The sequence below is a fragment of the Methanospirillum hungatei genome (assembly GCF_020216685.1).
In the GTDB taxonomy this organism is placed as follows: Archaea; Halobacteriota; Methanomicrobia; order Methanomicrobiales; family Methanospirillaceae; genus Methanospirillum; species Methanospirillum hungatei_B.
On record NZ_JAIWNS010000068.1, the window covers coordinates 1 to 10,000 of the forward strand.

At 47.5% G+C, this 10,000-nt stretch carries 10 protein-coding genes and 2 pseudogenes; 8 read left to right on the top strand and 4 right to left on the bottom strand.

Annotated features, from left to right (window positions below):
* A pseudogene (locus LDL35_RS03860) lies at positions 1-273 on the bottom strand (coenzyme F430 synthase); the annotation flags it as partial.
* Positions 273-674 carry a sirohydrochlorin nickelochelatase gene (cfbA, locus tag LDL35_RS03865; RefSeq protein WP_304019649.1) on the bottom strand — a complete coding sequence of 134 codons (402 nt, stop codon included), beginning with the start codon at positions 672-674 and terminating at the stop codon, positions 273-275. The gene cfbA and the pseudogene LDL35_RS03860, both read right to left, overlap by 1 nt.
* A gap of 178 nt (positions 675-852) precedes the next feature.
* Here cfbA and LDL35_RS03870 point away from each other — a divergent pair, with 178 nt between their 5' ends.
* The 3 genes from LDL35_RS03870 to LDL35_RS03880 are packed head-to-tail and all read left to right on the top strand — an operon-like array spanning position 853 to position 3,361.
* Entirely contained in the window at positions 853-1,956 is a 1,104-nt protein-coding gene (locus LDL35_RS03870; protein WP_304019650.1) for a methanogenesis marker 9 domain-containing protein, read from the top strand.
* Positions 1,953-2,771, top strand: a complete 819-nt coding sequence (locus LDL35_RS03875) for a triphosphoribosyl-dephospho-CoA synthase (RefSeq protein ID WP_304019656.1) — start codon at positions 1,953-1,955, stop codon at positions 2,769-2,771. The genes LDL35_RS03870 and LDL35_RS03875 overlap by 4 nt, the downstream gene beginning before the upstream one ends.
* Positions 2,759-3,361, top strand: a complete 603-nt coding sequence (locus LDL35_RS03880; RefSeq protein WP_304019658.1) for a DUF447 domain-containing protein — start codon at positions 2,759-2,761, stop codon at positions 3,359-3,361. Before LDL35_RS03875 ends, LDL35_RS03880 begins: the two co-directional genes overlap by 13 nt.
* A 3-nt stretch (positions 3,362-3,364) precedes the next feature.
* Here the strand turns inward: LDL35_RS03880 and LDL35_RS03885 are convergent, their stop codons facing one another.
* Both LDL35_RS03885 and glp read right to left on the bottom strand, forming a co-directional pair.
* Positions 3,365-5,230, bottom strand: coding sequence for a molybdopterin biosynthesis protein (locus tag LDL35_RS03885; RefSeq protein WP_304019661.1), 1,866 nt, complete (start codon positions 5,228-5,230; stop codon positions 3,365-3,367).
* The gene (gene glp, locus LDL35_RS03890; RefSeq protein WP_304019664.1) at positions 5,227-6,438 is read right to left on the bottom strand and encodes a gephyrin-like molybdotransferase Glp; all 1,212 of its coding nucleotides are present in this window, start codon (positions 6,436-6,438) and stop codon (positions 5,227-5,229) included. The genes LDL35_RS03885 and glp overlap by 4 nt, the downstream gene beginning before the upstream one ends.
* 225 nt (positions 6,439-6,663) lie before the next feature.
* Between glp and LDL35_RS03895 the strand changes: the two genes are divergently transcribed.
* The 5 genes and pseudogenes from LDL35_RS03895 to rpl11p form a co-directional block, all read left to right on the top strand.
* The gene (locus tag LDL35_RS03895; RefSeq protein WP_304019667.1) at positions 6,664-7,992 is read left to right on the top strand and encodes a D-aminoacyl-tRNA deacylase; all 1,329 of its coding nucleotides are present in this window, start codon (positions 6,664-6,666) and stop codon (positions 7,990-7,992) included.
* Entirely contained in the window at positions 7,989-9,077 is a 1,089-nt protein-coding gene (gene ftsZ, locus LDL35_RS03900) for a cell division protein FtsZ (protein ID WP_304019671.1), read from the top strand. The genes LDL35_RS03895 and ftsZ overlap by 4 nt, the downstream gene beginning before the upstream one ends.
* A 5-nt stretch (positions 9,078-9,082) precedes the next feature.
* Entirely contained in the window at positions 9,083-9,274 is a 192-nt protein-coding gene (locus LDL35_RS03905) for a protein translocase SEC61 complex subunit gamma (RefSeq protein ID WP_011447699.1), read from the top strand.
* A 5-nt stretch (positions 9,275-9,279) separates the two neighbouring features.
* A complete protein-coding gene (locus LDL35_RS03910) occupies positions 9,280-9,762 on the top strand; it encodes a transcription elongation factor Spt5 (protein WP_011447698.1) in 483 nt (160 codons plus the stop codon).
* A gap of 97 nt (positions 9,763-9,859) precedes the next feature.
* Positions 9,860-10,000, top strand: a pseudogene (gene rpl11p, locus LDL35_RS03915) (50S ribosomal protein L11); the annotation flags it as partial.

Below are 10,000 nucleotides of genomic sequence, written 5' to 3' on the forward strand. Positions count from 1 at the left end.
AATAACAGGAGATGCTGCGTAATCAGTGAATAGCCATCTGACAGCCGCATGATGTGATATCACAGGAGCCGGCAGGTCCTGAAGGAGTGAATAATCAGGATCCAGATGGACAGGGGCAATGATGAGATCATAAACCCGGCTTCGTGCCAGATCGGGAGAAATGCCTTCCTGGTTCCGGTACACATCGACAAGATCGGTCACATGACCACGGATAGAGAGGTGATCTGCTATCACCTTTCCGCCATGAATCGAATCAAGAACGAGAATCCGCATCAGATCAGGTCAAGAGCCGCTTTGGCATTCTCCATCATGAGGTCTGCCAGGAGCGGGTTTGGTCCAATTGGATCTGCATAGACAAGAGGGACTTCTTTTCCTGCAAGAGGGAAAAGGCCTCTCTTCTGACCGGGTGCAAGACCGAGAATTCCGGGAATATCTTCATCAATATGAACGCCACGGGCAAGGAAGAGTGGAACAACCGCAATACTGTCCACGTCATCCTGTTTGAACAAATCAAGTGATTCACGAATAGTCGGTTCATTAAACTCCATAAATCCACAACGGACGATATAATCCGGATTCTTCTGAGCAATAATTTCCGCAGTTTTGGTGATAAGATTCTTGTTGTATTCCTTTTTACTTCCATGTCCTACAAGGAGGATACCAGTCTTTGTCATTCTCAGTAGGTAGTACTGCACGTAATAAAATAGTTATCAAATGTTATATTCTATCTTAATATGTATCAATGAGATCATATGGGAGAGGTTAACCTAAAATAGCTTTCATACCGATTTCCAGAAACATGCAGAGAACCTTATACATAAGAACGATCGATGGTTATGGACAAGGATTATAATGGATACAAATTTCGATCTTTTTATCGGTGATAAACCGGTAAAGACACCAATCGCGGTAGCCTGTATGGCAGGCATTACTGATGGTGCATATATTCGTAATCTTGCGGATCACATCGGGCTTGGCATTATTGGCGGATATGCAATAGATGAGCCAACTATAAAAGCAGCACGAACGCTCTCTGATCAGGGAAGGGAGGAATTCTTACCGAGAAATCTTATCGAGGATCTGAAGGGCCAGATAGCGCTCATCACAGCAACCGATGTTGTTCCGGTTATCAATCTTAGAGCATCTGAAGCAGGGTCTCTCAATGCACTTGCGCAGGAGCTCGGGGATTTTGTCATCTATGAAGTTGATGCCCATTGCAGACAGCAGCCGATGATAGATGCACGGAGCGGAGAATTTCTCCTACATCATCCGGAAGTCCTGATCTCGTATGTTCAGGCATTAAAAATTGCAGGTGTGCTGGTATCTGTAAAGATTCGCGCAGGAGTAGCTGCCGATGATGTTGAATTGTCACGTCTGCTCTGGAAAGCAGGTGCTGATATCCTCCACATTGATCTCATGGACTTTGATCACACCTATCTGAAAAGAATCCGCGATACATCCCCGGTTTTTATTATAGCAAATAATGGTATCACTACCTTTGAAAAAGCAAAAGAGATGTTTTCGCATGGTGCTGATATGATCTCTCTTGCCCGGAATTCAGATAAACAGACCCTCTCGACCCTGTATGCGCAGATAGCGCAATATACAAAGGAACATGGATGGTATAATGCACCAAAACAGCTCTGCCGGGGAGGAGATATCAGGTCGCTTGCGTTTTGTTGTATGCCGGTCAAACCCTGTCCACTCCTGCCCACTCTCCAGCATTATAACATCAGTCCGCAGGAGTTCGTTACCATGAAGATGGAAGCCGTCACAGGAACACCTCTGGAACAGGGGGCCAATACCTGCTTTGGCAGTCTTGTATATTGCTGTAAAGACACCACCCCATGTATGTTCAGGGATGCAACACTTCGTCAGGCCGGAATTAAAAAATCCACCTACATGGATCTGAAAAGAGAGATCTCAAAAAAATTACTGAAAAAAATCTTCAAATGAAGGCAGAAATCAGCAGAACGGAACAGGCGCAGATGGCTATGGCATTTGAGGTCTGTGCCTGGGACAAACCAGGGAATGTAGACCGGTGTCATGACTATCCTGACACAAAACTTGAGCATTTTCTTGCATCAGTCATATTCTGCAGACCGGCTCTTGAAAAGGCTGAACACCGGCATGGTTGTGTTGGTGCCCTTATCAGGGAAGCGACCATTCTGACCGGGCGGCATAAAGGAGGGAATACCCATTTCGGTGCCTTTATTCTGCTCATCCCCCTGATTATGGGTGGCACCATAAAGGAAGCATCAGAAATTGTCAGACAAACGACCATTGAAGATGCCCTGGATTTTTATGATGCCTTTGCCCATACAGCGGTCAGGGTCAGGGAAAAGGATGAACTTGACATCAATGACCCGAAGGCAAAAGAAGAACTCATAAAGCGGAAGATGACATTTTTTGATGTTATGGAATATTCTGCCCCACATGATCTTGTCGCCCGTGAAATAACCCAGGGATTTCCTCTTACCCGGTATACAGCCGACCTGCTCTTTACATATCAGAATGAGAAAAATCCTATATCAAAAGTATTTCTAAAACTACTCTCAGAATATCCGGACACCTTCATCGCGAAAAAGTTTGGCGTCGGTGCATCAGAACTTGTCAGAGAGAAGGCTGCCCAGGTTTTGGCAGGGAAGATACGTTCTGCACAACTGGATGAATTCTGTCTGGATAATGGGTACAATCCCGGTTCATTGGCAGATATCATGATATCCGGGCTTTATGTAGCGTTAGGAGAAGGATGGGAGTGGGACCATTAACAGATCCGGTGGACCAGATATTCACTGAAGGAATCAATGAGGTGATCGTTTCAACCTGTAACAATGCTGCCCCCATGGGGATTATCAGGAAGAATGATTCACTCTCAATGATAGTATTTCGGACAAGTCATACCGCGCAAAATATTATACGGGATGAATGGATTGTTGCCCATATATCCCATGATCCAATTCTTTTTGTTAAAACAGCCTTTGAAGATCTCTCAGAAGAATCCTTTATTCAGGAGCAGATCGGAGATCGAACCATTCACCGGCTGAGAGGTATTCAGAACTGGATATGCTGTAATGCACATGTTGAACATACTACATCAGAAAAACTTTTTGTAAGGCTTGAACCAATCCATGTGAACATCACAAAGGTCCTGCCAATGCCGGTTCACCGTGGCCTAAATAATATCATCGAGGCAACGGTCCATGCCACCCGGTTCATTCTCAATAAAGATCCTGAGCTTGCCAGGTTTATCCGTCATCATGGTGATCTGGTTCTGCGATGTGGAGGAGAACAGGACAAACGGGCTATGCGACTCCTCTATGGATATGTGAACACAAAAGTCCCGGGAACATTTACATAAAAATCAGACCGGAGAAATTCTCCTGATAACTCCGGTTTCATTCGTTCTGTATCCCCCCAGACGGGTGAGGAGGGATTTGAATTTGTCAGATTGAATGAGGGATACAAGGCTTTGAACCCTGGAATCTGACTCAAAGATCTCTTTCCTCGCGACAAGTTCGTACCGCTCGGTTCCGACCGGGATGAATGGAAGATTATATGCTTTTGCTGCTGAATGAACCGCCATTCCGAGATCGGCATCCCCGCTCATGACAGCAAGGCAGACGGCAAGATGGGTTGTTACTTCACGATTATATCCCTGAATGGATTCAGAAGCGATTCCTTTCTCTTTTAGCATATAATCAAGCAGCATCCGGGTCCCTGATCCCTTCTGTCGGTTTATAAAACGATGCGTGGTAATGGCATCAAAATCCAGTCTATCCCTGGATACGATCCCCTGTTCCCGTTCTGCAACACAGATGAGGACCAGTTCTTCATCAGGCATGTACCGCTTAAGGAATGCAATATTATAATCACCGTCATCTGAGAGGAGATGCATGGGGGCCAGATGACAATCACCCCTCTTTAATGCCATGAGACCTCCCATACTCCCGACGTGGACGGATGCGGGGAATATTCCGCTAGCTCTCAGAAGATCAGACAGATGATCAATGACAGGATCATGTGAGCCGGTAATGAGAATGGTCTGTTCTGCCTCAGTCAAAGGAGTCGTAACGTTGACTGAAACAAGAGATCCTGCTTCAAATCCTTCTGAAGATGCCGGAATGGTGATATATCCGTTCGACCTGACAAGACTCATCTGGATACCTGATCCTCTGCTCTGGGGGAGAGCAACCCAGGTATCCTTGATCTTTCCTGTTGTTACCAGAATAAATTCATCAATGCCGATATCAGAGTAGAGCGGCCCTGCCAGCCTTGCTTTTATTATCTGATACCGGGGAACATTCAGCCCATACCATATGAGTATTGGGCGGACAATTTCCCGAAGAATGGTATGACAGGCGACCGGGTACCCTGGCATTCCAATGACCAGTTTTCCTGATATCTCTCCAAATATAACCGGTTTTGCTGGTTTGATTGCAAGACCGTGCACAAAGACAGTCCCCAGTTCACTGATGATCCTGCTGGTGTAGTCTTTTGTCCCTTTTGATGAGCCGGCTGATATGAGAACCAGGTCATGGGAAGCTACCGCCCCCGCGATCGCATCTCTAATTTTTTCAGGCTCATCTGGGACTATTGGATATAACGTAACAAGGGCACCGCTTTCCATAATCTCAGCAGCAGCCATGAGCATATTACTCTCAATAACCTGCCCTGGTTTTGGCATCGTTCCCAAGGGAACTATCTCGCTTCCGGTTGGGATGAGAGCAACTCTGACCGAAAGAACATCAACAGCAGGAATCCCGTATGATGCCATCGCTCCGATATCTCCTGACCGAATGGTATGACCCCCCGGGAGAATCATCTCCCCAAGAGCGATATCTTCACCGACCGGACGGATATGCTGCCAGGGATATGCAGGTACACGGATTTGAAAACCTTCATCGGTCTCTTCCGTATCCTCGATCATTATGACCGCATCATATCCTGAGGGGATGAGATTGCCGGTGTTTACCCGGACAAAATCGGTGATGATGATTGGGTTCTGATCCGTTGCTCCGTGAGTATCACCCGACTTTACCGCAATCCCATCCATCGCAGAGAGATGACCGGCCGGGTAGGAGAGGGATGCATGAATAGCATGAGCAGTTACCAGTCCGATTGAATCCTGAACCGACACGGTTCTAACTCCTGCCTCAAACGGGAAACGGTTCTGTAACAACCTGAGTCCCTCGGATAAGGATTTCAATTGGAGATATCGGTCTGTCATAAACTCCTCCAGGGTTCTGCAAAAACACGAGTTCCTTTTTCATACCCTTCAGTATCTGCAGGAATACAGAGCAGTCCGTCACTCGCTACAAGGGTATTGGTAAGTCCTGATTTACCAAAAACAGGTGTTATGGTATCTTCATTCAGCATAACCCTGATATAATCCTCTCTTCCTTTTGCCGAAGAAACAGGGGAAGTGAGTACTCCAGATATCCGGACCGGATGTGAAATCTCACCGGTCATAGTATAAATCAGGTCTCTGACAAGGGCATGTAAGACAACATACGCAGAGGCAGGATGACCAGGGAGGCCGATTACCGGTTTTTCCTGAACCTTGCCGATAATTGTGGGTTTTCCCGGTGAGAGAGCGATACCATGCACCATCAGTTCACCTTTTTGTCTGATGATATCCGCACACATATCCCGCTCACCTTTTGAGCTTCCACCCGATATGAGAACCATATCTGCCTGACTGACGGCCTGAATGAGTGCATCTAGAAGAGCAGTCCGATCATCTCGGACTATTCCGACAGGAACTGGAATACCTCCCGCCTCCTCGATAAATCCTACGCACAGATAGGTATTCACATCCCGAATCTGCCCGCCTTGAGGAATCTCTGATACGGGGACAATCTCATTTCCCGTTGAGATGATAGCAATCCGTGGTTTTTCAGATACCGGCACTTCTGAAATACCGCAGGCGGCCAGGACACCCATAACCCGTGAAGAGATTCGTGTACCTGCATGAAGGGCGGGTTTTTGTGATGAAAAGTCCTCACCTCTGAATACAATGTTCTCACCGACCGCTACCGGTTTTGAGATGAACACATCATTTCCCATCTCCTCGCAGTACTCAACCATGACCACGGCATCAGCCCCTGGTGGAAGATACGCCCCGGTCGGGATATACATACAGGTCCCAAAAGACACATTCCCTGATGGCTCATCACCCATCTCAACTCTGCCTGACAACCGGAGCATGACAGGAATGCTCTCTCCTGCACCAATGGTATCTGCAGCACAGACCGCATACCCGTCAACAGTAGAACGATCAAAACCGGGTATATCAATATCTGATATGATATCAGCACTGAGGACATACCCATGTGAATCTGCAAGGGCAATGGTCTTACCCGGGGTTTTTCTGGTAAGACTTAAGAGAATTGTCCTCGCAGTATCGACCGGGATGACCGAAAGAAACCGGCTCATTTAAAGCAGCCAAGTTGACATGCACGAATTTTTACATTGTTGGTGTTGCAGTATTTTGCAATATCCATCTTTGAGATGCCATACTTTTCAGAGATCTCAAAGGCTTTCGGACATTGAATTTCAGTACTGATACCCTCAGTTTCAAAAATTGATTTTATCTTTTCAGGTTCCATATATAATAATTGTAAATTTGTGAATAAAGGTTATAGCTAATAATTACCATTCATGACGCCAAAACAACAGGTACCAACAACACTCCTTATCAGCTCACGCAAAGACCCGGCCGGTTCACTCATTCATGAAGAACTCTATTCTTTGCTAGAAGATGACAAAAGGGCTCATACCCATATCAGACACTGGCATGCAGAAGAACGGCTTATCTATCTTGATGGCCCCTCCCTCCCCCATAATGCAGATAGGATCCTTTTTCTATCCCGCCATGCCAGTGAACGGCCACGGCCGGTTCTGACGGTCCACGTTACAGGAAATTTTGGATCTGCGGATTATGGGGGACGTCCGAACACCCTGACGCCTGCAGCAACCGACCTTATGCACGCTCTCATCAACCGGCTGGTCATCCATGCTCCGGAAGGGTATGAGGTAATGTATGAGGCTACCCATCATGGTCCGACAGATATCTATCTCCCCTCCTGTTTTATCGAGCTCGGCAGTACAGAGAAGGAATGGAATGACCGGATTGCTGCCAGGGCAGTTGCACAATCCGTGCTTGATGCTCTACTCATGGATACATCACAAGTCATCCCTATGGCAGGATTTGGAGGGACACATTATGCCCAGCGTCAGACAGAGATCACAAAATTAACCAGAGGCGGCTTTGGTCATATAATGCCGTCCCGAGATATCCCTCACCTGAATGATGCATTATTTCAGGATATCATCTCCTCCTCCGGTGCTGTTGCAATCTATATTGATGGGAAATCCATATCAGGAAAAGAGGAGCGGATGATCACCAGTCTTGCAGAGAAGCATACTATCCCGATCCTTGGTCAGGGGGATCTGATGCGGTTCTTTGATCTCCCGTTCTCTGAGTATATATCTATCAGAAACCTGGCAGAATCACTCATCCCCGGATCATCAATCATTCTCCATACCATCCTGGAGATGCCTAACCCCGTCTCCCTGACCATTCCGGGTGAGCTGATCGATGAAGTCATGAAAGTAGCTGCAGAAGAGTTCATTTCTGCGCTAGACTCATTTCCAATCGTACATATGACCGGGAGAGGAAAAGCTTGTCATCCGGTTTTTATCACCGATGCAGCATTCAGCGGCAGAATATCGGATGAATTAATACATCTCTGCGTAACATTGTTACAGGACAGATACACCTGTTCTTTTGAGGGGGATTCTTTAATCATCAAAAAATTACGGTTTGATCCGAAGAAAGCCAAAGAACTGGGCATTCCTTCAGGCCCGCTCTATAGTGAGCTGATGGCAGGAAAGCCTGTCGAGGTTGGTGATTCGGTTATCTATCCGGAAATGGTGATGACAGAGACAGAAAAGCGGATTCACATTCCGCAGAGGCAGGCCAGATGAAATCAATCGTTGAAGAAGCGCTTAACAGGGCAAAGGCAGAGCAACAGATTCCGCAGAATAATAGTGATCTTGATGCTGTTCTCCGGACGATGACAACCCGGATATCAGTTATCGGTTGTGGCGGTGCCGGGTCAAACACCATAACCCGGATGAAGGATGAGGGGATTGCAGGAACCACCCTGTATGCCATCAATACCGATGCCATGCATCTTGCAACCGTCAAGGCAGATCATCGGATTCTTATCGGAAGACAGCGGACACGGGGTCTTGGGGCAGGATCCTATCCGCAGGTCGGGGAAGAGGCAGCACTTGAGAGTGAGCATGACATCCGCCGGGCTGTTGAAGACTCTGACATGGTCTTTATCACCGCGGGTCTTGGCGGGGGAACTGGTACCGGGTGTGCTCCGGTGGTTGCACGGGCAGCCCATGAAGAAGGTGCCCTGACAATAGCCATAGTCACTCTCCCCTTCTCATCTGAAGGGGCCATCAGGATGGAGAATGCCGAGGCAGGACTTGAACGTCTTCGTGATGTTGCAGACACCGTTATTGTGGTTCCCAATGACCGGCTTATTGAGGTTGTTCCGAAATTGCCCCTCTATGCCGCATTCAAGGTAGCCGACGAGGTCCTGATGCGGGCGGTCAAAGGTATCACCGAACTTATCACCGTACCAGGTCTGGTAAACCTTGATTTTGCTGATGTTCGGGCCATCATGGAGAAAGGAGGAGTTGCCATGATCGGGATGGGTGAGAGTGATGCCCAGGACAAGTCTGCGGATTCGGTGCGAAAAGCCATACGATCTCCCCTCCTTGACATCGATATCTCCTGCGCCACCTCAGCTCTCGTCAATGTTACCGGCGGTCCGGACATGACCATGGCTGAAGCTGAGGGGGTTGTTGAAGAGGTTTATGCCCTGATTGACCCTGATGCACGGATAATATGGGGAGCACAGATAGATCCGACGATGCAGAACACCATCAGGACTCTGCTTATCCTGACCGGCGTTCGGTCGCCACAAATATATGGTAGAAATGAAAAAAATAACCCGAAATTTCAGAGACACTTTGAGATTGATTTTCTGAAGTGATATACATGGAAATCCCCAAACTAGACATCAATTTAAACGAGGAACTTTTCCGCAAATACATGCGTATCCTCAAACTGGCCCGCTTTCCAACACGGGATGAGTATACAAAAATAGCACTCGTCGCTGCGGCAGGTGTCGTACTGATTGGAATTATCGGGTTTGCAATCTACGAACTCTTCCTTGTACTTCCGGCCTGATTCGTATGGAGAATGAACACCGTCTTACCCGCATTTTTGCGGTAAAGACCACAAACCGGGCAGAACGGTCGGTCGCAGACAATATCGACAAGGCGGTGCGGGACGCGGATAATGATATCCGGGTTATGTCAGTTATTGTCCCTGACGAACTGAAAGGATATGTTCTGGTAGAGACCGATGAGCCGATTGCCAGGGTTCAGGAACTGATGGAACATGTTCCCAGTGCGCGCACTGTCCTCCCAGGAGTTACCACCCTGGAAGAAGTCGGTCACTACCTGATACCAAAACCAGCAGTCAGTGGCATTGACGAAGGGACGATTGTTGAGCTTATCAACGGTCCGTTCAAAGGAGAAAAAGCGGTAGTCAAGCGTGTAGACGCCTCAAAAGAAGAGATTACCGTTGAGCTGTATGAAAGTGTTCTGCCAATTCCCATCACGGTTCGCGGTGACCATGTCAGAGTCATCGACCGTGGTGAGGACGACTCATAAGGTATCTCCGGCACCTGCCGGGACATATTCTTTTTTATCTATCCTTCCAACCTTTATGAACCCAGATGGACATAACCGTCCTGACTGGTGATACACAATGGCAGAAGTAGTCGAGGTACTAGTACCCGGTGGCAAAGCCACTGCTGGTCCGCCACTTGGTCCGGCACTGGGTCCCCTTGGTATCAACGTCAAAGCTGTTGTTGATGAGATTAACAAAAAAACCGCATCCTTCAATGGT

Bases quoted from the DNA above. Each gene is read 5' to 3' on its own strand.
- cfbA (WP_304019649.1), bottom strand. From the start codon at position 674: ATGACAAAGACTGGTATCCTCCTTGTAGGACATGGAAGTAAAAAGGAA.
- LDL35_RS03870 (WP_304019650.1), top strand. From the start codon at position 853: ATGGATACAAATTTCGATCTTTTTATCGGTGATAAACCGGTAAAGACA.
- LDL35_RS03875 (WP_304019656.1), top strand. From the start codon at position 1,953: ATGAAGGCAGAAATCAGCAGAACGGAACAGGCGCAGATGGCTATGGCA.
- LDL35_RS03885 (WP_304019661.1), bottom strand. From the start codon at position 5,230: ATGACAGACCGATATCTCCAATTGAAATCCTTATCCGAGGGACTCAGG.
- glp (WP_304019664.1), bottom strand. From the start codon at position 6,438: ATGAGCCGGTTTCTTTCGGTCATCCCGGTCGATACTGCGAGGACAATT.
- LDL35_RS03895 (WP_304019667.1), top strand. From the start codon at position 6,664: ATGACGCCAAAACAACAGGTACCAACAACACTCCTTATCAGCTCACGC.
- ftsZ (WP_304019671.1), top strand. From the start codon at position 7,989: ATGAAATCAATCGTTGAAGAAGCGCTTAACAGGGCAAAGGCAGAGCAA.
- LDL35_RS03905 (WP_011447699.1), top strand. From the start codon at position 9,083: ATGGAAATCCCCAAACTAGACATCAATTTAAACGAGGAACTTTTCCGC.
- LDL35_RS03910 (WP_011447698.1), top strand. From the start codon at position 9,280: ATGGAGAATGAACACCGTCTTACCCGCATTTTTGCGGTAAAGACCACA.